Origin of the sequence: Clostridium porci (assembly GCF_009696375.1) — a bacterium.
Taxonomy (GTDB): domain Bacteria; phylum Bacillota; class Clostridia; order Lachnospirales; family Lachnospiraceae; genus Enterocloster; species Enterocloster porci.
This window is the reverse complement of sequence record NZ_VUMD01000002.1, coordinates 56903-79567: the sequence shown is the minus strand read 5'-3', so window position 1 is coordinate 79567 and position 22665 is coordinate 56903. Positions and strand designations below refer to the sequence as shown.

At 44.8% G+C, this 22665-nt stretch carries 21 protein-coding genes and 2 pseudogenes; 7 read left to right on the top strand and 16 right to left on the bottom strand.

Going from position 1 to position 22665, the window contains the following annotated elements; all coding sequences use genetic code 11:
• Positions 1–124 precede the first annotated feature (124 nt).
• Together FYJ39_RS02560 and tyrS are read right to left on the bottom strand one after the other, a co-directional pair.
• Complete coding sequence (locus tag FYJ39_RS02560) at positions 125–871, bottom strand: hypothetical protein (protein ID WP_154470903.1); 747 nt, start codon at positions 869–871, stop codon at positions 125–127.
• 62 nt (positions 872–933) lie between these two features.
• Entirely contained in the window at positions 934–2160 is a 1227-nt protein-coding gene (gene tyrS / locus FYJ39_RS02555) for a tyrosine--tRNA ligase (RefSeq protein ID WP_154470902.1), read from the bottom strand.
• 804 nt (positions 2161–2964) lie between these two features.
• Between tyrS and FYJ39_RS02550 the strand changes: the two genes are divergently transcribed.
• Complete coding sequence (locus tag FYJ39_RS02550; protein ID WP_154470901.1) at positions 2965–3996, top strand: 3-deoxy-7-phosphoheptulonate synthase; 1032 nt, start codon at positions 2965–2967, stop codon at positions 3994–3996.
• 73 nt (positions 3997–4069) lie between these two features.
• Here the strand turns inward: FYJ39_RS02550 and FYJ39_RS02545 are convergent, their stop codons facing one another.
• From FYJ39_RS02545 to FYJ39_RS02525, 5 genes are all read right to left on the bottom strand, one after another.
• On the bottom strand, positions 4070–4912 hold the full coding sequence (locus FYJ39_RS02545; protein WP_154470900.1) for an undecaprenyl-diphosphate phosphatase: 843 nt from the start codon (positions 4910–4912) through the stop codon (positions 4070–4072).
• A gap of 147 nt (positions 4913–5059) precedes the next feature.
• Entirely contained in the window at positions 5060–5734 is a 675-nt protein-coding gene (locus tag FYJ39_RS02540) for a uracil-DNA glycosylase (RefSeq protein ID WP_154470899.1), read from the bottom strand.
• 159 nt (positions 5735–5893) lie between these two features.
• Positions 5894–6655, bottom strand: coding sequence for an imidazole glycerol phosphate synthase subunit HisF (gene hisF, locus FYJ39_RS02535; RefSeq protein ID WP_154470898.1), 762 nt, complete (start codon positions 6653–6655; stop codon positions 5894–5896).
• Between the two features lie 34 nt (positions 6656–6689).
• Positions 6690–7295, bottom strand: a complete 606-nt coding sequence (gene hisH, locus FYJ39_RS02530) for an imidazole glycerol phosphate synthase subunit HisH (RefSeq protein ID WP_154470897.1) — start codon at positions 7293–7295, stop codon at positions 6690–6692.
• Between the two features lie 186 nt (positions 7296–7481).
• Positions 7482–8156, bottom strand: a complete 675-nt coding sequence (locus tag FYJ39_RS02525) for a hypothetical protein (protein ID WP_154470896.1) — start codon at positions 8154–8156, stop codon at positions 7482–7484.
• A gap of 471 nt (positions 8157–8627) precedes the next feature.
• Here FYJ39_RS02525 and FYJ39_RS02520 point away from each other — a divergent pair, with 471 nt between their 5' ends.
• Positions 8628–10448, top strand: coding sequence for an ABC-ATPase domain-containing protein (locus tag FYJ39_RS02520; protein WP_154470895.1), 1821 nt, complete (start codon positions 8628–8630; stop codon positions 10446–10448).
• 378 nt (positions 10449–10826) lie between these two features.
• Here FYJ39_RS02520 and FYJ39_RS02515 read toward each other — a convergent pair whose 3' ends face one another.
• The gene (locus FYJ39_RS02515; protein ID WP_154470894.1) at positions 10827–11054 is read right to left on the bottom strand and encodes a hypothetical protein; all 228 of its coding nucleotides are present in this window, start codon (positions 11052–11054) and stop codon (positions 10827–10829) included.
• A 416-nt stretch (positions 11055–11470) separates the two neighbouring features.
• Here FYJ39_RS02515 and FYJ39_RS02510 point away from each other — a divergent pair, with 416 nt between their 5' ends.
• From FYJ39_RS02510 to FYJ39_RS02495, 4 genes are all read left to right on the top strand, one after another.
• The gene (locus FYJ39_RS02510) at positions 11471–12634 is read left to right on the top strand and encodes a ComEC/Rec2 family competence protein (RefSeq protein WP_154470893.1); all 1164 of its coding nucleotides are present in this window, start codon (positions 11471–11473) and stop codon (positions 12632–12634) included.
• 37 nt (positions 12635–12671) lie between these two features.
• The gene (locus FYJ39_RS02505) at positions 12672–12884 is read left to right on the top strand and encodes a DUF3006 domain-containing protein (protein WP_154470892.1); all 213 of its coding nucleotides are present in this window, start codon (positions 12672–12674) and stop codon (positions 12882–12884) included.
• A gap of 104 nt (positions 12885–12988) precedes the next feature.
• Positions 12989–13996 carry an aspartate--ammonia ligase gene (gene asnA / locus FYJ39_RS02500; RefSeq protein ID WP_154470891.1) on the top strand — a complete coding sequence of 336 codons (1008 nt, stop codon included), beginning with the start codon at positions 12989–12991 and terminating at the stop codon, positions 13994–13996.
• Between the two features lie 35 nt (positions 13997–14031).
• On the top strand, positions 14032–14682 hold the full coding sequence (locus FYJ39_RS02495; RefSeq protein ID WP_154470890.1) for a trimeric intracellular cation channel family protein: 651 nt from the start codon (positions 14032–14034) through the stop codon (positions 14680–14682).
• Between the two features lie 201 nt (positions 14683–14883).
• On the opposite strand, the gene FYJ39_RS02490 is transcribed toward FYJ39_RS02495, so the two are convergent.
• The gene (locus tag FYJ39_RS02490) at positions 14884–16551 is read right to left on the bottom strand and encodes a Na/Pi cotransporter family protein (RefSeq protein WP_154470889.1); all 1668 of its coding nucleotides are present in this window, start codon (positions 16549–16551) and stop codon (positions 14884–14886) included.
• Between the two features lie 519 nt (positions 16552–17070).
• Here FYJ39_RS02490 and FYJ39_RS02485 point away from each other — a divergent pair.
• Positions 17071–18192, top strand: a complete 1122-nt coding sequence (locus FYJ39_RS02485; RefSeq protein ID WP_154470888.1) for a KamA family radical SAM protein — start codon at positions 17071–17073, stop codon at positions 18190–18192.
• A gap of 134 nt (positions 18193–18326) precedes the next feature.
• On the opposite strand, the pseudogene FYJ39_RS02480 reads toward FYJ39_RS02485, so the two are convergent.
• From FYJ39_RS02480 to FYJ39_RS02445, 7 genes and pseudogenes are all read right to left on the bottom strand, one after another.
• A pseudogene (locus FYJ39_RS02480) lies at positions 18327–18698 on the bottom strand (transposase); the annotation flags it as partial.
• A 107-nt stretch (positions 18699–18805) separates the two neighbouring features.
• Complete coding sequence (locus FYJ39_RS02475) at positions 18806–18970, bottom strand: hypothetical protein (RefSeq protein ID WP_154470887.1); 165 nt, start codon at positions 18968–18970, stop codon at positions 18806–18808.
• A 69-nt stretch (positions 18971–19039) separates the two neighbouring features.
• Positions 19040–19582, bottom strand: a pseudogene (locus FYJ39_RS02470) (transposase).
• A 510-nt stretch (positions 19583–20092) separates the two neighbouring features.
• Positions 20093–20380: a winged helix-turn-helix domain-containing protein gene (locus FYJ39_RS21445; protein ID WP_407923822.1), complete on the bottom strand. Its 288-nt coding sequence runs from the start codon at positions 20378–20380 to the stop codon at positions 20093–20095.
• A gap of 49 nt (positions 20381–20429) precedes the next feature.
• Positions 20430–20588 carry an HPr family phosphocarrier protein gene (locus tag FYJ39_RS20790; protein ID WP_287847249.1) on the bottom strand — a complete coding sequence of 53 codons (159 nt, stop codon included), beginning with the start codon at positions 20586–20588 and terminating at the stop codon, positions 20430–20432.
• A gap of 83 nt (positions 20589–20671) precedes the next feature.
• Entirely contained in the window at positions 20672–22285 is a 1614-nt protein-coding gene (gene ptsP, locus FYJ39_RS02450; protein WP_287847230.1) for a phosphoenolpyruvate--protein phosphotransferase, read from the bottom strand.
• Between the two features lie 16 nt (positions 22286–22301).
• Positions 22302–22559 (bottom strand): HPr family phosphocarrier protein, encoded by a 258-nt coding sequence (locus FYJ39_RS02445; RefSeq protein WP_154470883.1) that lies wholly within the window; start codon positions 22557–22559, stop codon positions 22302–22304.
• Between the last annotated feature and the right edge of the window lie 106 nt (positions 22560–22665).

Here is a 22665-nt window from a genome sequence, read left to right as displayed (position 1 = left end):
CCAAATTGCTTCTATAGCTGCTGGAACCGTTTTTTATACTTTTTGAAAAGACCTGTTTTAGAACTGCCCTTCTTCTAAATTTGTGGATTCTCTTTTCGTTACTACCTTTTTGCCGGTTTTCCTCCTAAATCCTGACGCCGTTGCTGTCCAGCTCATAGCCATTAATCCTGCAGTTGGAGCGCATCACTCCTGACTCCGGATCCAGATAAAACCATTGGCCCTTGTACTCCTGCCACCCCGTCTTCATAATACCGTCTGTACCAAAATAATACCACTGACCGTTAATCAACGCCCAGGAAGTCAGATTTTCATCCTGATACCGGTACTGCCAGCCCGCACTGCTCTGAACCCATTTTCCAAGGAGAATATTTCGGTATTCATTCATCTCCGACTCAGGATATACCAGAAAATAATACTGCTTCTTAGCATCTCCCAGCATAAGCTCCACCATATAGCTTCGCTCCAGGTTCTCATACAGCTGACCTGAGGCCGTCTCCCTTTCCACAGTCTCCGGCCGTATCACCGGATAATGCTGTCCTTCCTTTAGGCCGTAAACGGTACATTCCAAGTATTTCTGGGTGTTGCCGCCATAGGTAATCAGATAATAATTCAGAATCACATCATCCAGATTCACGTTATTGTTGTCTCTGGTAACTATGAAGGTATCGATCTCTGAAACCCGGTTGCCCAGCAGATAGGACGAATATCCATCATAAATGGAGGTCTTTCTGCTGTTCATGTCCAGATGCAGGGTAACTGGCACCTCTGTATTGGATACAGCCCTTGCCTCTGAGACAAAGGCAGCGGCCATACTTATAACCGCAGCCGCAAGCAGCACGCTTAAACGTTTTACAGACTCATACCGCTTCATCCGCATCCTCCTCTCTACATTTTCACTTCATATTAGAGAATCCCTATTATCTTTCAGGAAGCTTATCTTACAACTACCTTCATAAAGCTCTTCTTCCCCCTCTTAAACACAAGGCCCTCTCCCCCAAACTGCTCCTTCGCAAATACAGCCTTTACATCCTTAACCGTATTGCCGCCTGCACAAACTCCTCCCTGCTCAACATTTCTTCTTGCTTCAGAACGGGAAGCAGCCAGGCCGGACTTGTGAAGTACACTTAAAATGTCAATAAAGCCGTCTCTGAAATCCTCCTCTGTCAGCTCACAGGCCGGCATATTTTCTGTACTTTCCCCTGCCACAAAGAGAGCTCTTGCTCCCTCCTGCGCTTTCATGGCCTCTTCCTCACCGTGAACCAGGCTGGTAAGCTCATAAGCCAGAATTTCCTTAGCCTGATTTAACTGACTCCCTTCCCATGCATCCATCTGGTCAATCTGTTCCAGAGGAAGAAAGGTAAGCATACGCAGGCACTTAAGCACATCCGCATCGCCTACGTTCCTCCAATACTGGTAGAAATCGAAAGGCGAGGTTTTATTCGGGTCAAGCCATACCGCGCCGGACTGAGTCTTGCCCATTTTCTTTCCCTCAGAATTTAAAAGGAGGGTGATGGTCATAGCGTGGGCATCCTTTCCTAACTTGCGGCGAATCAGCTCTGTTCCGCCTAACATATTGCTCCACTGGTCATCGCCGCCGAACTGCATATTGCAGCCGTAACGCCGGAACAGCTCGTAGAAATCATAGCTCTGCATAATCATGTAGTTAAATTCCAGAAAGCTTAAGCCTTTTTCCATCCTCTGCTTGTAGCACTCGGCTCTCAGCATATTATTGACAGAAAAATGCTGGCCTACCTCTCTCAGAAATTCGATGTAATTCAGCCCCATCAGCCACTCTGCGTTATTCACCATCATGGCCTTTCCTTCTGAAAAGTCGATAAAACGGCTCATCTGCTTCTTAAAACAGTCGCAGTTATGCTGGATGGTTTCAGGGGTCATCATGGTACGCAAATCGGAACGTCCGGAAGGGTCTCCTACCATCCCGGTTCCGCCTCCGATTAAGGCGATAGGCCTGTTACCTGCCATCTGAAGGCGCTTCATTAGGCACAGAGCCATAAAATGCCCTACATGAAGGCTGTCAGCCGTTGGATCAAAGCCGATATAAAATACAGCCTTTCCCTCATTCACCATCTTTTTAATCTCTTCCTCGTTGGTTACCTGAGCAATCAGACCTCTGGCAATTAATTCTTCATAAATCTGCATCTCTTTCTCTCCTGTTCCTACATTAAATATTTTACCATACTTCCTGTTTCATGCAAGGGCTTAGATTCTTACGTTTTTTAACTGCCTTAGAGAATACCGTACAATCAAGTCCATCCTGCCGGCTCCCTACGGCAGCATAAATCTCTCCCGGAGGGTGATTGCTTTCCAGAAAGCGGCTGCTGGGCCGGTTACAGCAGCAATGTCTCTTTCTTTAGAAGCAAAAAAGCCCCGTCCTCTCTATCAAAAGGACGGAGCATACGCCTCCGTGTTACCACCTATTGTTCACAGTCAGCTCACACTGCCTGCCTCTTCAAGTACTGAACGCCATACCGGCTCTAATACTCTAGCACTGTAACGTGTGCGGGATACGCCGCAGCCTACAAAGCATCTCTGCAAATAACCTGCAGCGCCCTTCAGTGCGAAGCTCAAAGATGTATTCATGGCCTGCTCTCCATGCGCCTCTCATCATCCGGCAGCTTTCTGTTTGGATCTGCAAATCACTACTTGTTCTCGTCATAGCCAATTCATGAAATTATCCTCCATTATAGATAGTGTTTAGCAATTTGTCAACCCCTGTTTGCAAGTTTAAAGTTGATTTTTTATCCTCCGTCCCACCAGCTTATCCTCCTAAATTCTCCGCTCACTCCATTGCCTATTCCAAATTTTTCTATAGCCGTGAACATTTTCATAAACATCACTATTTACGAATATCCGATTCTATACTATAATGAAGCATTGAGATAAAGTATTAAGGTGAAAACGCCCTGACAGAAACCCGGGCGGCACAATCGGAGGACTTACAATATGGGATTTACATTTATTAACCTGCTGCCTACCCCGGCAGAAATCAGAGAGCAGTTTCCACTGGCTCCAAAACTTGCAGCTCTCAAAAAGGAACGAGACGAGGAAATAAAAAAAATATTTACTGGGGAAAGCAGTAAATTTCTGGTAATTATCGGCCCCTGTTCCGCAGATAATGAAGAAGCCGTTTGCGACTATGTAAACCGCCTGGTGAAGGTTCAGGAGGATACGAGGGATAAGCTGATTATCATTCCCAGGATTTACACCAATAAGCCCAGAACCACAGGAGAGGGCTATATGGGCATGATTCATCAGCCAGATCCGGAAAAAAAACCGGATATGTTCGAGGGTATCCTCGCCATCCGCCACATGCACATGCGCATATTACAGGAAACCGGATTTTCAACTGCAGACGAGATGCTCTATCCCGAAAACCTGGACTATTTATCAGATATGATGTCCTACATAGCAGTAGGGGCCCGCTCTGTGGAGAATCAGTTCCACCGTCTGGTAGCCAGCGGCTGCGACGTTCCGGTTGGTATGAAGAATCCTACCAGCGGCGATCTGACTGTGATGCTTAACTCCGTAGTTGCGGCACAGCTTCCCCACGATTTTATTTTCCGAGGCTTTGAAGTGCAGTGTCCAGGCAATCCCCTGTCCCATACCATTCTCAGAGGCGCAGTAAACAAGCGAGGACAGTGTATCCCCAACTACCACTATGAAGATCTGCGCCTGCTCTATGAATTATACGCCCAGAGAAATCTGGCAAATCCTGCCTGCATTATTGATACCAATCATGCCAACTCCAACAAGCAGTACATAGAGCAGATTCGCATTGCCAAGGAGGTTCTTCACAGTCGCAGGCATGCCTCTGATATCAAGCGGCTTGTAAAGGGCCTGATGATTGAAAGCTACATCGAACCTGGAAGCCAGAAAATCGGCCATCATTGCTATGGACAGTCCATCACGGACCCCTGTCTGGGATGGGAGGCTTCCAGAAGACTTTTGTATGAAATTGCGGAAAATCTGGATTAATCTAGTTGCACATACACAGCCAAGGACCGTCCTTCCCCCAGAGCTTCTTCCGGTTGAAAGGCGGTCCTTTCTGTCAGCTTGCCAGGGCCGTAATTCCAAAGTAAGCAAGTACAATCACTCCAAGTATGATTCGGTAATATCCGAAGAATTTGAAATCATGCTTCCGCACATAGCTCATAAGAAACTGAATCGAATAAACCGACACCCCAAAGGCGATTAACATTCCTAAAATTGTGTAGAATGTCTGAGGACCGGTAAATACATTGCCTGCTACAAAATATTTTACAATTTTTAACAAGCTGGCTCCGAACATAACTGGAATCCCAAGAAAAAAGGAAAACTCTGCCGCCGCCCCTCTTGAACAACCCAAAAGCATCGCTCCCAAAATCGTGGAGCCGGAACGGGAGGTTCCCGGAATCAAAGCCAGAAGCTGAATCATACCGATGTAAAATGCTGTCTTTGCAGAAATTTGACCAACCTTATTAATATGAGGATTGGCGCAGACACTGCTGTTTTCCAGTACGATAAAGAGTACGCCGTATAAAATCAGGGCCGCCGCCACCACATAGGCGTTGAAAAGATGAGCTTCCATCCAGCTGTCCAGCAAAAACCCGAACACAGCAGCGGGCAGGCAGGCTATCACTATCTTGATCCAGAGTGCCCAGGTGGCCTCCTTCTGCCTGCTGCTCTTAGAAGGGCTAAAGGGATTCAGCTTGTGGAAAAACATTACCACAACTGCCAAAATAGCCCCCAGCTGGATAACCACCAAAAATACCTCCTTGAATGCATCCGGCTGATTCAAACGGATAATCTCATCTACCAAGATCATATGACCGGTGCTGCTGATGGGCAGCCATTCTGTAAAGCCCTCCACAATTCCCAGCACAATTATCTTCAATATTTCAACTAATGTCATAAACACTCCTTACCGCACACGCTGCCGGCAGCTTTCTGCCTGAACTGCAGAAAATGGAGCCTTCCGTCATTTCTGCGCCCCTTAAAGAATTGACCTGCTACGCTGTACATTGTATGTAATCAAATCTGTCTCTATACCTGTTTTCTCTTATACATTTTCTATCTGCCAGTCTATTGGCTCCAAACCATGACCAGTCAAAAAGTCATTGGTCCGGCTGAAAGGCCTGCTTCCAAAAAATCCTCTAAAGGCAGACAAGGGACTGGGATGAGGAGCCTCCAGAATCAGATGCCTGGGATTTGTCAGCATAGGCTTCTTAGACTGGGCCGGCCTTCCCCAGAGGATGAATACGATAGGCTTATCCTGTTGATTGAGAATACGAATGGCCGCATCCGTAAATTCCTCCCAGCCAATATCGTGATGGGAGTTAGCCTGATGAGCACGCACGGTAAGAACGGTATTTAGAAGCATAACTCCTTGATCCGCCCATTTTTTTAAATACCCATTATTAGGAATGTAGCACCCCAGATCATCATGAAGCTCCTGATATATGTTTACCAGGGAAGGAGGAATCTCCACATCTGGCTTTACGGAGAAGCACAGGCCATGAGCCTGACCGTCGTTGTGATATGGATCTTGTCCTAAAATTACTACCTTTACTTTTTCCAATGGTGTAAACGCAAAAGCATTAAAAATGTCGTCAGGCGCAGGGTATATTCTTCTGGTCTGGTACTCCCTTTTTACTGTATCATATAATTTCTTATAATAAGGCTTTTTGAACTCCCCGCTTAAAGGCTGAAGCCAGTCATTATCAATCGCGGCCATTTTGAGCATCTCCTTTTCCTAAAACATAATGTCCATAATTTTATATTTTAGCATAGGAAGCGACAGGAAACAACGAATATATACAAAATTATTTCTAAAAAACCGCTGTTCCAGACTTTTTTCTTTGGAACGGCGGCTTCTCATATACAATATGGATCGCTACAGGCGGACAGGTACTCCCCGTTTCCACAGGTATTCTTTCAAGGTTCGTATCTCCAGCTCCTTATAATGAAAGAGGGAGGCTGCCAGCGCTGCGTCTGCTTTTCCGTAAGTAAGAGCGTCATAAAAGTGCTCCATTTTTCCGGCGCCTCCTGAGGCGATTACCGGTATCGAAACATTTTCTGCTATCAGAGAGGTAAGCTCATTATCATATCCTGCCTTGGTGCCGTCACAGTCCATACTTGTGAGAAGGATCTCTCCTGCTCCCAGGGAATCGGCCTTCATCGCCCATTCTACTGCGTCCATCCCCACATCCACCCTCCCTCCATGCTTATAAATGTTCCAGCCTGCTCCGCCGGTTCTGCGCCTGGCATCAATGGCCACTACCACACACTGGCGTCCGAATTTCATAGCCGCATCAGATATGAGGGACGGATTATCAATCGCTGAGGAATTAATGGATATTTTGTCTGCCCCCTCCCGAAGAAGCATGCGAAAATCCTCCACAGAGCGAATACCGCCACCTACAGTAAAGGGAATAAATACGTTCTCTGCCACCTTGCGCACCATATCCACTACTGTGCTGCGATTATCTGATGAAGCTGTGATATCCAAAAATACCAGCTCGTCAGCCCCTGCCCTGCCATAGGCTGCCCCTATCTCAACTGGATCTCCCGCATCCCTCAGGTTCACAAAATTTACGCCTTTTACAACACGTCCGTTGTTTACATCCAGACATGGGATAATTCGTTTGGTAAACATGTTTTCTCTCCTATCTGCCTGCTTTGCACACTCTTTAAAGCTCTATAAAGTTCTTCAGGATGGCAAGACCCTCCTGGCCGCTTTTTTCCGGGTGGAACTGGCATCCAAAAATATTTCCCCTCTCTACGGCTGCATGGATATGAACTCCGTACTCAGCGGATGCCGCAACGATCTCCTCGTTCTCTGCCTGCAGATAATAAGAGTGAACAAAATAGACATAGGCTCCGGTGGCTATGCCTTTAAACAGGGCAGATCCAGGAGCTACCTCCAGGGAATTCCATCCCATATGCGGAATCTTCAGTCCTTTACTGTCCGGAATTTTCAGGATTTGTCCCTGAAGAAGGCCAAGCCCCGCTACCCCAGGGCTCTCCTGGCTGCTGTTAAATAACAGCTGAAGCCCAAGGCAGATGCCTAAAAATGGGGTTCCCTTTTTAGCTGACTCCCGTATAATGTCTGCCAGCCCATACTGTTGCAGGCGTCCCATAGCATCGCCAAAGGAACCGACTCCCGGCAGAATGATCTTATCCGCCTTCAGGAGATTGTTCCTGTCTCTTGTGATAACAGGGGTCTCACCAAGAAATAGGAGGGCATTCTCCACGCTCCGCAGATTGCCTGCGTCATAATCGATAATTGCAATCATATATTCAGACCTCGCTTCTATGATTGTGATGATCCAGCGTATCCTCCTGCCGGACAGCTGCTCTTAATTTCGAATATTTTATCATAGTAAAGCAATAAAGTCAAGGTGTTAACGGAGCAGCCTTCCTGCTTCCTTCATACGGCCCTTTTCTGGAGCAGCAGAGCCTGGTCCAAACATGTGTATTGCTTATACCATCCCCCGTATCCATTCCAGGGAATCCGCTCCGATTCCCCAGGCTCTCTCCTCCACCTCCTTTGGAATCTGGCTGAGGCTTTTATGGATACGGAAAAAGGCAGACTTCTGGTTAAAAAACGCTATCTTCTCAAAGGGCCACCGGATCACCGTAGGAAGCTTAAAGCCTTCTCCCAGTTCCAGAATCACCAATCTCCGGTTCAACGTTCCCGCCTGCCATTGCTTGTAAGCCTCCCAGCGAGGCAAATATCCTTCCTCTATGTAGGCTTCCGCCTCTAGGGTATTTCCCGTCATAGGAGCTCCGCAGTAGGGACAGACATCCGAGGGGACCTCTCCTTCCTCCCAAATATCCTTTGTGCAGGCTTTGGAGCACTGACGCCAGTGTATATTTCCACAGGGAGCCACAATGCGGGAAGAAGCCAATTCTGTATCGTATATGGCTCCGTCTGTTAATGTAGTGACTATGTAGTAATCTTTATCCTTTATCAGCCGGTACAGGCTCTCATATCCCTCTCGCAAAGCGCGCTGGGCCTCATCCTTCAACCTGCGGCTGCGAACCTTCTTTCCATCCTCCCTCAGCCGCCATTCGCCGCCGATTCCAATGAGAACCTTCTCTGCCTTAGATATAGCTGTACATATCTCTTTCTTTTGCACATTTCTGTCATTCATCTGTGTTCATCTGCTTTCTTCTCGTTTTTACTATCTATATTCCTTTGGCTGTTGCCGATAATACCATCCCAGGGCTAGTATACCATATTCTCTAGGGGGGGCGCATGATTCAACTTGGTATTTTGACCCGCTTTGGCGGGTCACTGAACCGGCGCAGTATAATATCTGGCGATATTATACCATGGAAGCCTAGATTCTTCAATGTCTCCTCTAACATAGGACAACAACCAAAGTGCATAAAAAATTTATTTACGGCTTGTTCATTTATCGATCCGCGCAAGGCTCTGCTGCTTGCATTTTCCCTTGTCCTGCTATACAATAAAAGCTGTGAAAGAAATCCCCGCAGCAAGCTGCCAGGGATTTCTCCCCAGAGACAGCAGATGCAGCCAGGTTTCCTTGCCCTGGATGTCTGCCTTTGGGATAATAACAGTAAAGGAGCCTGCTCCGGCAGGTTAAAAGGTGCGTTAAACTATGAAATCATCTGTTGATTTGCGAAACTTGCTGGAATCCATTGACAGGAGGAGTTACCCTGCTTACAAGGATACCAGAGGAGTCTATAATTTCTCCGACTACCTTCTCTCCATTGATCACGTACAGGGCGATCCCTTTGCCTCACCCTCCAAGTTAAGCGTTTTTGTTCCCCACCAAAAGGCAGGGTATCCTTCATCCCTTTTTGACACTCCTTGGAAGCAGACGGCCCTGGAGGACTATCTGGTACGGCAATTCCATCAGGAGATTGCAAAATATAATTTCAAGGCTAAGGGCTCCGGCAAAAGCGGACTGATTGCCACAAGCCATCCGGGAGCAGAGATTTTAAGCAGAACTGCCTGCGAATGCGGCTCTAAGGGTATAACCGCCCGGTTTGAGGCCGGTTTCCCGGCCAATGGCAGAACCATTAATTCCGGTGAGCTGATCCGGATTCTCTTTGATTTTCTGCCCCGGTGTGTGAAGCAGGTATTCTATTACAAAAGCCGGCAGCCCCAGGAGGTAAAGGCTGTGGCTGAGTTGGCAGAGGATCAGAATTATATACGGAGAGAGCTACAGCGTCTCAGCCTGGTTTCCTTTGTGGCCGATGGCGCGATTTTACCTAGGGAAAGCGGCATTTCCAGCAGACCCATGAAAGGGAGCATTCCTTTTACCTCCCCTGAGTCTCTCCGGGTTAGACTGGATCTTCCCAATCATGGAACAATTACGGGTATGGGCATTCCCAGGGGCATTACCCTGATTGTAGGTGGAGGCTATCATGGAAAATCCACCCTTTTAAAGGCATTAGAGGCAGGCGTTTACAATCATATTGCAGGAGATGGCAGGGAATATGTGATTACAGACGAGACAGCTATGAAGCTTCGGGCAGAGGATGGCCGAAGTATTCAGAATGTGGATATTTCTCTGTTTATTAATGATTTGCCTAATAAAAAGGATACTCATTCCTTCTCTACAGAGGATGCCAGCGGCAGTACCTCCCAGGCTGCCGCCGTAATTGAGGGCATAGAAGCTGGCAGCCGTTCTTTCCTCATTGATGAAGATACCTCGGCCACCAACTTTATGGTTCGGGATGATTTGATGCAAAAAATCATCAGCCGTTCCAAGGAACCTATTACCCCCTTTATTGAGCGGGCCAGACAGCTCTTTGAGCATGAGGGCGTGTCCACTATTATGGTTGCGGGAAGCTCCGGGGCATACTTTTATATTGCAGACCGAATTATTCAGATGGATTGCTATGTTCCATATGATATAACAGAACGAACCAAGGCATTCTGCCAATCCTACGGAGCAGAACCTATCGCCTCAGCGCCCGGCTTTGTGCTGCCCTCAACCGGAAGAAGACTATATCCAGAAAAGACACCCGAAACGAATATAAAAGGCAAGCACGCCTCAGAAATCTGCGGCCTCACTTCTTACGCAGCTAGCCCTATTCCAGATCGCTATAAAACCGGAGAAACGGGCAGACGGAACCGCCCCGGTCAGCGTCATGACAGCCGGGATGAGCGTATTAAGGTAAAAGTCTATGGGAAAGACTCGCTGCAAATAGGCAAGTCTCCGCTAGACTTAAGGTTTGTGGAGCAGCTGGTAGATGGAGAGCAGACCAATGCGCTGGCACAGATGATGCGCTATTGCGCTGAACATCAGTTTTTAGAGAGGTACAGCATAACCGAAGCTGTCAACCTTCTGCTCAAAGAGATCGAAAAGGGCGGCCTTACTGCCATCAGTGATTCCTCCTACAGCGCTATGGGACTTTGTATGCCTCGGGTTCAGGAAATTTACGCATGTCTGAACCGCTATCGCGGATAGTTAAAATAAAGGCCTGTTCGGTATGCAGATTCGCTCCACACCGGACAGGCACCTGTTCCAGCTCATCCTTCAGTTTCTTCTCTAACAGCACAGATATTCTATCCCATAGTATTTTCCTTATATGCTCTCCAGAATAACCACTGCTCCGTCCGCTTCATCCTCTCTCTGGCTTTGGACAGGAAAAGACGCTCTATCTCTCTGTCATCGTCCTTCCTCTGTTTTCAGATGCAAGGCAGACATATGAAACTACTACAGATCTATGTAATCTGTGACGGGAGAGGGCTTCCTTGAATCCCATTCACACTGCTGAATGAGCAAGGCATAAAAGCAATCGGAGCCGTTTTTTCTATGAAGCTCTACAGAATACAAGACCTATGATTATCTTTCCCCTGCCAGCATTTCCTTTAAGTCATCCATCGTCATGTCCCTTTCCTTCAACATTTCATTTACAGACTTGAATTCTTCAAGTTGAATCTGGCTTTCTAAAACCTTGGCCTTTTCCTTTAAAGTCTCCAGACAATCCTCATATTGCGCAATGGATGCCTGTACATCCTTTAGTTCACCCTGCAGCTTTTCTATTGGTGATTTTCTTACTCCCCGTGCCATAAACTACACGCTCCTTTTTCGTATTTTCTTTTCTGAATCTGCCCCAGCGTCGGAGGCGCCGCTTCCTACAGTCCAAGGCCGCTCCATTTATTACTATTATATGACAACATTTCTCATAATATACAACCTATATACAACCTGTTTTTTCTTTCCGGCTACGATGAATCCATGAATGAACAAACTGTAAACGAAGCTGAGTGTTGATACGATTAAGTAATATCAGGTTTGCCATGCTTTGGGCAGAAAGCACTTTACGAACGGTTTGCTCTGGGTTATACTGTTAATCATGCAGAGGCAATTCCCCTACAAATTGCTTCCAGGCACCCGCATCATGCCCCAGCGGACGGAGCATCTCCTATATACCCGTCTTTGACTACCGGCAGGAATAAAATGATCAGAAAGGCTAACAAGCTTCTATGAAATACAGCAATCCTATACGAATATTTATACAATTTCTTCTGATAACCATCGCTTTGAGCCTGGGCAGCTGTCAGCGATCCTCATCTCCTTCCCCTGCCACATCCTCCGGACAAGCCGATCCTGCTCCTGATAGCCAGGCCTCCTGGCAGGATCTTAAGGTACATTTTATTAACGTAGGCCAGGGAGACTGCATTCTTGCTGAATCGAAGGGACATTTTTTGCTCATTGACGCAGGAGAAAATGACCAGGGACAGACAGTGGTCTCCTACCTTACAAATGCGGGTGTCTCTTCACTGGATTATGTCGTCGGCACCCATCCCCACTCCGATCATATCGGCGGTCTGGATGATGTACTTCGTGAATTTCCGGTCGGAAGGATACTTCTTCCTCCAGTAGAGCACACCTCCAAAACCTTTGAGGATTTGCTGGATGTGATTACAAATAAAGGGATGAAAATTACAATGCCGAAGGCAGGGGATACCTATACCTTAGGCAATGCCTCCTTTCAGATTCTGGCCCCCGTCAAGGACTACGGAGAAGATCTGAACAACTGGTCGATAGGAGTAAGGCTCTCCTATAAAGATAACCATCTGGTGATGTGCGGAGATGCAAAAGCAGATGCTGAGGCTGATATTCTTAAGTACAGCCAAGATCTTTTGGCTGATATTCTTAAGGTTGGACACCATGGAAGCAGCACCTCTACCAGTGATGCATTTTTAAATGAAGTCTCCCCCTCCTATGCCGTGATACAATGCGGTAAAGACAATTCCTATGGGCATCCCCATCTGGAAACCCTGGAAAAGCTGGAAAAGAGAGGAATACAAATATTCAGAACTGACCAAGAGGGCACGATCGTAGCAGTCTGTAACGGCAGTTCCATAGCCTGGAGTATCGGAAGCGCTAACATGCCCGAAGCAAACCATAAGGCAGCCCCCTTAGCTAAAGCCATCAATACCGGAGCCCCGATTCCCCAGGATTCAGGCTCCCTGCCGCACGATTCTGCCCAAGCCTACATCCTTAACACCAATACAAAGAAATTCCACCTCCCCACCTGCCAATCTGCAGTCACCATGAACTCTTCGAACCGTCAGAGTATTACTGAAAACAGAGCTACTCTGATAACAATGGGATATGAGCCCTGCAAGCAGTGTAATCCATAAGTGAATCAAAACCAACCCAAAAAGGAGGCGCAGCCATATGAGGTATATCATTGACAGACTGGAGGAAGGTCTGGCTGTATGTGAAAACGAACAAAAAAAAATAATAACTATTCCCAGAACAATGCTTCCGAATGAGGTAAAAGAAGGAGATATTCTAAAAGAAGAAAAAGGAAGCTTTACTCTGGACCCAGAGAACACAAAGAAGCGGCGTAAAGCCATCCGGAAAAAGCTAGAGGATTTATTTGAATAATCTATGCAGCGCGAAAGCATTTTTTTCTTTTTAACTCTTGCGCCTTTTTTCCATTAATGGTACTATAAAGAGCATATGTTAATTTATTATTTGGAGGATTGTAAATGGAACTCAAACTACCTGAACACTATGATCCCCGGCTGACCATCCGGGAAACCCAGGACGCTATCAAATATATAAGGGACACCTTCCAGAAAGAGCTGGGAAGGGAAATGAATTTGGAGCGTATTTCCGCCCCTCTCTTTGTAGAGCACAGCAGCGGTCTCAACGATAACCTAAACGGCACCGAGCGGCCCGTTGCCTTCGATATGCCGGAACTGCCGGGTGAAACTCTGGAAGTGGTTCATTCCCTGGCCAAATGGAAGAGAATGGCTCTTAAGGAATATGGCTTTCAGCCAGGAGAGGGCCTCTACACCAACATGAACGCCATTCGCAGAGATGAGAAGCTGGATAACCTCCACTCCTGCTATGTGGATCAGTGGGACTGGGAAAAGGTTATCACTAAGGAAGAACGCAATCTGGACACCTTAAAAGCTACCGTACGCCAGATATTTAAAATTATCAGACATATGCAGCATGAGGTATGGTACAAATACCCGGAAGCAGTAAAGCTTCTTCCCAAGGACATTTACTTTATCACAACTCAGGAACTGGAGAATTTGTATCCAGATAAAACTCCCAAGGAACGGGAAAATCTTATTACCAGGGAGCACGGCTGTGTATTTCTTATGCAAATTGGGGACAAATTAGCAGGAGGAAAGCCACATGACGGACGCGCGCCAGACTACGACGACTGGAAATTAAACGGAGATATCCTGTTTTGGTTCGAACACTTAAACTGCGCTCTGGAGATTTCCAGCATGGGCATACGCGTCGATGAGGTATCCCTTGCAGAGCAGCTTGAGAAAGCCGGATGCAGTGACAGAAGAAGCCTGCCTTATCATAAAATGCTCTTAGACGGCGAGCTTCCCTGCACCATCGGCGGCGGTATCGGTCAGTCCAGGCTCTGCATGCTTCTTCTGGATCGCGCCCATATCGGAGAGGTTCAGGCCAGCATCTGGCCGAAGGAAATGCGAAAGGCCTGCAAGGAGCATAACATTTTCCTTCTTTAGCAGCTACCCTAGCGGCAAAGAAAGCGGGTATTCCTATGGAATTGAAGGTATCAATTTTTTTTGTAATAGAAGTTATCGGAACCATTGCCTTTGCCTCCTCCGGCGCTATGGCTGCTATAAAGAAAGAATTGGATCTCCTGGGCGTGGTAGTTTTGGGAGTAACCACTGCAGTGGGAGGGGGTATGCTCAGAGATATTATACTCGGAGCCGTTCCTCCCAGCCTGTTTGTCAATCCGGTCTATGTATTTACTGCTTTTATAACGGTAATGATTCTCTTTATCATTGTAAGGCTTAATCAGCAAATATTGGAAAGCTGCTATATCGCAGCTTATGAAAAGCTAATGAATATTTTCGATGCCATAGGCCTGGCTGCATTTACAGTGACGGGTATTGATACGGCGGTTCTGTCTGGATACGGGGATTACCATTTCTTGTCTGTGTTTCTGGGAGTGCTGACAGGCGTAGGCGGCGGTGTCCTCAGAGATATTATGGCAGGTCAGACGCCTTATATCCTGCGAAAACACGTATATGCCTGCGCTTCTCTTGCCGGGGCTTTATGCTATGTGTTTTTGTCGAAACACATTTCAGGGGATGGAGCCATGATTATCAGTGCGCTGTTGATTATACTGGTTCGTATGCTTGCTACCAAGTACTGCTGGAATCTTCCTGCGGCCACCAAACGGTAACTACCCTCCAAAGCCCAAAAAGAATATTCCAAAAGTCACTTTAAACTTTCTGTTCCCCAGTCTTTGTTATTAACCTGGGAAACTCCTACGCACTCCTCTGTCTAAAGCCATTGACTCAAAACAGGAGGCTCCTGATAAACTTCAGGCTCCTCCTGTTTTCTTGTCTGTTTATTTTAATTTCCGGCCTCTTTCCCTATTACCTCAATCCATTGAGGTGGCAGCTGTCTGCCCTCTCTCCCCTGACCAGTCTATGGCTGCATAGGCTTGGGCAATGTTCAGCATGTGATCACCGATTCTTTCATAATCTGTAAGCATTTCCGAATAGAGAATGGAAGACTCTACACTGCAGTTGCCTTCCCTCATTCGGTCTATTTGGTTCTGGCGGAATCTATGGGTAATATCATCAATACGCTGCTCTACCTCAACTACCCCAGACAGGCTGAACTCCGAATCCCCCATTGCAGCTTTGTGCAGATAGTCCATACCCTCTCTGCAGCTGCTCTCCATGGCAGCAATTTCCTTTTTTGCATATTCAGAAAAACTCAGCTTCTTTTCTTCTATCGTCTCCGCATATTCCGCCAGATTCATGGCATGATCCCCAATGCGCTCAATATTTCCTAATATAGTATACATGCGGTTCAAGGTGTCAATATCCTTAGGAGTCTGATCCAGGACAAGTATTTTGGAGATTTTCTTGGACAATCTCATATTACTTAAGTCTATCTCTTCCTCCCTAGCAGCTATGGCTTCAATACCGCCTTCCGTTCCTTCTGCCACTGCCTTAAAGCTCTCGGAAACATTTACGGCAGCTGTGTCCAGCATAGCGGTAATCTCCTCATGAATTTGATTAATCGCAATAGTGGAAATGCCCAGATGATGCTTAGAAGCCATCAAATCCTCAAACCAGCGATCGGTATCCTTCACTGGTACTGCCTTATCCGGCAGCATCATAGTAGCCAGCTTCTCCAGCATCGTACCGAAGGGCAAGAGAATCACTGTAGTTGTGATATTAAATATTGTATGAACGTTGGCAATTTGAGCCACAGGATTGTCCGGTGTAAGACTGATTATAAAATCAGTAAAGGGGGTAAGGATACAGAGGGTAACAAATATCACCGTTCCAATCACATTAAACATAAAATGAATCATAGTAGCCCGCTTTGCGTTCCTGCTTGTACCAATGGAAGCCAAAAGAGCAGTAATACATGTGCCGATATTCTGTCCAAACAGAACAAACACCGCGCTGTGAAGATTAATAACTCCCCCCATAGCCAGGGCCTGAAGAATTCCTACAGATGCCGAAGATGACTGAATAATAGCAGTAAATACGGCTCCAACAATAATTCCAAGCAGCGGATTGGAAAACTTAGTCATCAGCTCAACAAAGGTTGGGGAATCCCGCAGGGGAACCATAGCGTCGCTCATCATACCCATGCCAATAAACAGCACACCGATACCGGCCACGATTCCTCCTATATGCTGTATTTTTTTATTCTTCACAAAAATCAGCAATATAATGCCGGCAAAGGCAATAAGTGGCGCCAGAACGCCGACATCCAGGGCAATCAGCTGACCGGTAATCGTAGTGCCAATGTTGGCTCCCATAATAATCCAGACCGCCTGCCGCAGAGACATAAGGCCCGAATTAACAAAGCCAACAGTCATAACCGTCGTTGCAGAGGATGATTGAATCAAGGCTGTGATTCCTGCCCCCACAAAAACACCTAAAAAACGGTTTGCCGTAAGCCGCTCCAGAATCTGCTTCATCCGGTTGCCTGCCACTGCCTCCAGGTTTGTACTCATCATCTGCATTCCGTACAGAAACAGCCCCAACCCTCCCAGCAAGCTCAATACCAATTCTACTCCCATGTACTTTCTCCTTTTGTCTGATAGAAATTGTCAGGTTACTACATTACCATTTTTCGGATATGAATATGTGAAGAATTCTAAAATAGCCGTAAAAATAAGGCATAGCCTGCCATTTTAATCTCTAAAATCGCAGGTTACGCCTCACATATTAACACCGGCGGCGTTCATCGTACAGGCATATTTCATGATATATGCAGCCTCTTTTCTTATTATTTACATTATATTTACACTTTCTTTACACATACTCATTATACGGGATATTTCACCCATCGTCAATATAGTTTCCAGTTTTCAATGTAAAGTCTATGTAAATTATATGTAAAACAACTGGAATTACACATATTTTCAGCAGAAATAAATACCATCATTATCCAGAAAAGAGCATGGAAAAATGTTAGAAAACGGTTAGGGAATATGGTATATTCACAAAAATATTTATTTTTTCTTAAGGGTTTATTCATATAAATGGCTTTTTTATTTGATATAGTCGTAATAGTATATGGAAAAGGGGATGATGATATGACTTGGAAAGAACTACTGAAAGCCAATATTACAAAAGCTGGTGAACTCAAAGAACGGCTCCACCTTACCAACGAGCAAGAAACACACCTGGAAGCAATCCTTGAACGTTTTCCGATGACAATTCCAACCTACTATTTTAATCTAATCGACTGGTCTAATCCTGAGAAAGATCCAATCTTTCGAATGTCTGTGCCTTCTATTAAAGAAACGGACTTAAGCGGAGCCTTTGATACAAGCGGAGAGACAGACAACACCGTTCTGCCGGGGTTACAGCATAAATATAAACAGACTGCTTTGATTCTATCTACTCACTGCTGCGCAATGTATTGCAGGCACTGCTTCAGAAAGCGGCTGGTAGGAATCTCAGATGACGAAACATCCGATAACGTCGAGGAGATGGCCGGCTACGTCAGGAAGCATACGGAAATCAGCAATATACTTATTTCCGGCGGAGATTCGTTTATGAACAGCAATGCTACCATCAAACGGTATCTGGAACTATTTAGCCCAATCGACCATCTGGATTTAATTCGTTTCGGCACCAGGGTCCCGGTGGTTCTTCCAATGAGAATTTATGAAGACCAGGAGCTTTTAGATATTCTCAATTTCTACAATCAGAAAAAACAGATATACGTCGTCACTCAGTTTAACCATTCACAGGAATTAACTCCAGAAGCATACAAAGGAATCCAGAAGCTCTTAAAAGCAGGAATTATGGTAAAAAACCAGACTGTGCTTTTAAAAGGCGTCAATGACAACAGTCAGACCTTAGGCGCACTTCTGAAAGGACTGACACGCTGGGGCATTACTCCTTATTATATTTTTCAATGCCGCCCTGTATCCGGGGTGAAAGCTCAGTTTCAGGTTCCTCTGGAGGAAGGGTACAAAATCGTGGAGGGCGCCAAGGCTATGCAAAATGGTCAGGGTAAGACCATCCGCTATGCCATGTCCCATGTAACAGGTAAAATTGAAATTCTGGGACTGCTGCCGGATGGACAGATGCTCTTCAAATACCAGCAGGCCAAGTATTCAGAGGATATGGGCCGGATTTTCTCCCAGAAAATGAAGCCAGGTCAGGCATGGCTGAAAACCACCTTTAAAATTAGGCTCTGCCCTTAGTAACTAACGACATATCTTATATCAGTTTTTTCTGTTTACACAAAACTTGGGACCTGTTGACAAACCCTTTTTCTAGGTTTATTTTTGTATACTTTTTTCTGAAATAGCATAAAGAGGCTGATAAATCCGGTTATTCACACCGCTTTGATCAGTCTTTTTAGATTTAATGCTATTGCCGATAAGAGGCATTCTTCCATCGCTTTCTGAAGGCCCCTTTTCTGAATTTTATTCAATTTATGTTCTCGTTTTAAAACTGCGAATGTTCCTTCCGCCCATATCCTCCTAAGCCGCATGATCCTCAAATAATCGCTGGTTCCCACTTTCTGGCTATTTCGATAAAAAGAGGGATAATAGGCGCTGGCATTGATTCTGACTGTACCAAGATCCAGGGCACAAGCGGAAAAACCTGGGCAGTTTTTACATTGTTTTTTTGAACATCTATATAAACGGTAATAGTTCTGCGTTGACTTTTTATAGATTAATTTCTGGAACTCTAAATATTCTCCCTGGCTGCATACGAAACGATCTGTTTATTCCTCATAACAGAATCCTTTTTTCATTGCGTTGTTCTGATATTCCCGTATAGCCGTATAACCATTGATCCCTAATAACTCTAACCCTCTGTGTACGCTCCTATATCATATCCGTCATCTAATCCAATTTCCTGATATTTACAGGGCTGTCCCTTCAAATGCTCCAGGATACTATCACTTTCCCGCTGGTTCGCAGGATAACAATCCACCCCGGTAATAATGCCATGTCTGGTATCTACTGTCATCTCTGTCAGATAACCCAGCCCCTTTTTACGAGCCCGATGGATATAACCACACTCTGGATCGGTTCGACTTTATAAAGATTCTTTTTCGTTTTTTACAAGCTCCGGCTTCTTATAACCAGGCATAGAAGAAAGTTCTGCTTCCAGTTCTTCCATATATTTTACAGTGGAACGGTTAATCGTCTCAACTGCCTCATAGCGGCTGTCCCAGGATACATTAGACGGAAGAAATGAACCATCAGCAACGCCGGTTTCTCCAGATACGATCCCAAGCTCTATACACTTCAGTACGATCTCATTAAAAATTTCTCGTAATATGCCGGCTTCCTTAAAACGTCTTCTTCTATTTTGGCTAAAAGTTGAGTGATCCGGTACTCTATGCATAAGATCAAGTCCACAAAACCAGCGGTAAGCAAGGTTAAGCTACACTTCCTCCTTAAGTCTCCGCTCGGATTTGATTCCATAAAGATAGCCGATCAACAGCATTTTTATCAGAACAACCGGATCAATAGATTTTCTTCCAACATAGGAATAATAGGGGGCCGCTTTTTCGTATATGAAATCAAAATTTACACAATCTTTAATCTGTCTCAGAAGATGATCCTCTGGGATCATAGCCTCCATATCGAGGATTACCATCTAGATTTGTCCGCTTTGTTTTTCTATCATAAAAAATGACCTCCTGCAATTGATATAATAAGTATACCATACAGAAAGCCAGTTCTCTTTAGCTTGTCAACAGGTCCAACTTGAAACAGTCTCCGCAGAACTGGCCCTTGGAGTGAAAAACTCCAATCTATCAAAAATCGCATGTGAATTATAGTAAATTACTCCAACTCGCAAAGGGCTGGGGTAATTCTATATCTGACCGTATTATTATTTGACGGTTACTTTTCAGTTAGTAATTTCCCAATATACCCTTTAATACTTCATCCCTCTTTTCAAGGAATGCAACTGATATAAGCACATGACAGCATTCTCCTCCCACTATATGTCAATAGGAGTAGTATACTGAAATAAAAAATGGAATTATCTAGGATTTCAAATGATTTTGTAATGGAATATCGCAAGTTTAGACAAAAAGAAACAGTCTGCCACCTCAAAATGACAGACCGTTGTTAGATACTATTTAGAATTAACTTCAAGGCAATAACCTACTTCCCTAACACATCGAATTTCAAATAATGCTGCTGGCAACACAAAAGAAATTTTTTTCTTTAAATTGTTTACATGATAACTAATTGTACTGTTCCTAATATTCTGTGCATAATCTTTCCATACATTCTCATACATTTGTTCGTATGTCATTACTTTTCCCGGATTTGCTGACAATAAATAAAGCAATTCATATTCCTTTACAGTCAAAAAAATTTTTTGACCATTACAGAAAATCTTTCTTCGTTCAGGGTACATGTCCAATCCAGGAATTGATATCACAATCTCATTTTTTACTCTCATCCGTTCAAAAACAGGATACCATATCCTGTTTGAGTTGCTTTGTTAAATCTAAACTGAAAATACCCATAATCGATTTTGCATCGACAATGTATCTTCCACCAGAAAGAGTAGCATCTCCTTCTATTTTACTTACAGTATTTACAAATTCTTTTACATCTTCAATACTCCTAAGAAGAGAGGGCTATACGATAGCGGGTCCAGCTAACGCAATAGCCCTCTTTACATGACAAGCAACCATATTTGTTATCACTCTACTTCTCTGACTACCTTTCGCACCGGCAAAATGCAACCCGGGGATACAGACAATTCATCCAGTCCCATCTTTAGGAAGGTTTCCGTCAACTCAGTATCCGCTCCAAGTTCACCACAAATACCAGACCATATGCCTGCTTTGTGTGCATTTTCCGTTACCATCTGGATCAGCCGCAGCACAGCTGGATGGTGGGCATCATAGAAAGAATCTAATTTTGCATTCTGACGGTCAATCGCCAACGTATATTGGGTCAGATCATTCGTTCCGATGCTGAAAAAATCTACCTCTTTCGCCAACTCATCGCTCATTACAGCTGCTGCAGGCGTTTCAATCATAATGCCTTCTTCTACATTACCTACTTCAATGCCTTCTGCTTTCAATTCCTCCCGCACCGATTTAGAGATTTCCTTGATCTGCCTTACTTCTTTTACAGAAATAATCATCGGATACATGATTGCAAGATTACCATACGCACTTGCACGAAACAAAGCACGAAGCTGCGTGCGGAAAATATCAGGTCTGGTCAAACAGATACGGATTGCACGATAGCCCAATGCCGGATTATCCTCTTTATCTAGTTCAAAATATTCAATCTGTTTATCTGCCCCAATATCAAGGGTACGAATAATGACTTTCTTGCCACCCATAGTTTCTACAACTTTTTTATATGCCTCGAACTGCTCTTCCTCCGTTGGATAAGTTGTGGACTCCAGATATAAAAATTCTGATCGGAATAGTCCGATGCCACCCGCATCATTTTCCATAACAGATATCAGATCATTAGGACTGCCAATATTCGCATATAAGTTAATCTTTTGTCCGTTTTTTGTTATATTTTCTTTTCCTTTCAATTCCTGAAGCAGTTTCTTCTGCTCATCGTCATGAGCCTTCTTTTTAAAATAACCTTCCAGAGTATCCATGTCCGGATCAACCAGGAATTTCCCCTCATAACCATCTACTATGCCGGCTTTTCCATTCCATTCTTCGTCAATTTCAACGCCTACCAGAGCTGGTATTCCCATGGTTCTTGCCAAAATCGCAGTATGAGAGTTCGCAGAGCCAAGACGTGTAACAAATGCCAACAACTTACTCTTATCCAACTGCACAGTCTCACTGGGAGCAAGATCTTCTGCAACAATAATTACCGGTTCATCACCCATATCATTATTTTCCGTGCCGCCGCACAGGATTGTGACCACACGCTCTGTAATATCTTTGATATCTGCTGAACGGGCTCTAAAATACTCATCATCCATATTTGCAAACATCTCCGCAAAATTATCCCCGGTGGCCGCTGTGGCGTATTCCGCATTAACCCACTGAGTCGTGATGATATTCTGTACAGACTCATTGTAATCGTCATCTTCCAATAGCATCACATGTACATTGAATATTTCCGCATTGGCTTCGCCGACCTCAATCAGCGCTTTCTCGTACAGCATGTTCAGTTGTTCAATCGCTTTATCCCTAGCAGCCTCGTATCTTGCATACTCAGCATCTGTATCACTGATTTTTGTGCGGACTACCTTGTTTTCAGCCTTAGCATAAAATTTGATTTTGCCGATGGCAATGCCGTTAAAGATCTTTTTTCCGACTTTAACTTCCACAGGAATCCACCTCCAATCACAAATTGTTTTTGAAGAAATCTTCCATTTTTTCTACAATCACTTCTTCATCGCCCTCTTCTACGGCTACAGTGATCGTATCGCCCTGCTTTACGCCAAGTCCCATTAACGCCATTAATTTTTTTGCATCTGCGCTTTTTCCGTCCTTCGTGATCGTAATAACAGCGTCATAAGATTTTGCTTCTTTCACAAGCAATCCTGCTGGTCTTGCATGGATACCTACCGGGTCTGTGATTGTGTAACTAAATGATTTCATTTTTTCTCCTCCAATTATTATATTCTTGACTTTAGAAAATATAGATTTACAATTTTCGACACACACTGCTTATTTTGTAACAATTCCAAAAATTTCCACAAGAATA

What these genes read in the sequence shown, in the direction of transcription:
- FYJ39_RS02560 (WP_154470903.1), bottom strand. Translation starts at nt 871, where the DNA reads ATGAAGCGGTATGAGTCTGTAAAACGTTTAAGCGTGCTGCTTGCGGCT.
- tyrS (WP_154470902.1), bottom strand. Translation starts at nt 2,160, where the DNA reads ATGCAGATTTATGAAGAATTAATTGCCAGAGGTCTGATTGCTCAGGTA.
- FYJ39_RS02550 (WP_154470901.1), top strand. Translation starts at nt 2,965, where the DNA reads ATGGGATTTACATTTATTAACCTGCTGCCTACCCCGGCAGAAATCAGA.
- FYJ39_RS02545 (WP_154470900.1), bottom strand. Translation starts at nt 4,912, where the DNA reads ATGACATTAGTTGAAATATTGAAGATAATTGTGCTGGGAATTGTGGAG.
- FYJ39_RS02540 (WP_154470899.1), bottom strand. Translation starts at nt 5,734, where the DNA reads ATGGCCGCGATTGATAATGACTGGCTTCAGCCTTTAAGCGGGGAGTTC.
- hisF (WP_154470898.1), bottom strand. Translation starts at nt 6,655, where the DNA reads ATGTTTACCAAACGAATTATCCCATGTCTGGATGTAAACAACGGACGT.
- hisH (WP_154470897.1), bottom strand. Translation starts at nt 7,295, where the DNA reads ATGATTGCAATTATCGATTATGACGCAGGCAATCTGCGGAGCGTGGAG.
- FYJ39_RS02525 (WP_154470896.1), bottom strand. Translation starts at nt 8,156, where the DNA reads ATGAATGACAGAAATGTGCAAAAGAAAGAGATATGTACAGCTATATCT.
- FYJ39_RS02520 (WP_154470895.1), top strand. Translation starts at nt 8,628, where the DNA reads ATGAAATCATCTGTTGATTTGCGAAACTTGCTGGAATCCATTGACAGG.
- FYJ39_RS02515 (WP_154470894.1), bottom strand. Translation starts at nt 11,054, where the DNA reads ATGGCACGGGGAGTAAGAAAATCACCAATAGAAAAGCTGCAGGGTGAA.
- FYJ39_RS02510 (WP_154470893.1), top strand. Translation starts at nt 11,471, where the DNA reads ATGAAATACAGCAATCCTATACGAATATTTATACAATTTCTTCTGATA.
- FYJ39_RS02505 (WP_154470892.1), top strand. Translation starts at nt 12,672, where the DNA reads ATGAGGTATATCATTGACAGACTGGAGGAAGGTCTGGCTGTATGTGAA.
- asnA (WP_154470891.1), top strand. Translation starts at nt 12,989, where the DNA reads ATGGAACTCAAACTACCTGAACACTATGATCCCCGGCTGACCATCCGG.
- FYJ39_RS02495 (WP_154470890.1), top strand. Translation starts at nt 14,032, where the DNA reads ATGGAATTGAAGGTATCAATTTTTTTTGTAATAGAAGTTATCGGAACC.
- FYJ39_RS02490 (WP_154470889.1), bottom strand. Translation starts at nt 16,551, where the DNA reads ATGGGAGTAGAATTGGTATTGAGCTTGCTGGGAGGGTTGGGGCTGTTT.
- FYJ39_RS02485 (WP_154470888.1), top strand. Translation starts at nt 17,071, where the DNA reads ATGACTTGGAAAGAACTACTGAAAGCCAATATTACAAAAGCTGGTGAA.
- FYJ39_RS02475 (WP_154470887.1), bottom strand. Translation starts at nt 18,970, where the DNA reads ATGACAGTAGATACCAGACATGGCATTATTACCGGGGTGGATTGTTAT.
- FYJ39_RS21445 (WP_407923822.1), bottom strand. Translation starts at nt 20,380, where the DNA reads ATGTACCCTGAACGAAGAAAGATTTTCTGTAATGGTCAAAAAATTTTT.
- FYJ39_RS02445 (WP_154470883.1), bottom strand. Translation starts at nt 22,559, where the DNA reads ATGAAATCATTTAGTTACACAATCACAGACCCGGTAGGTATCCATGCA.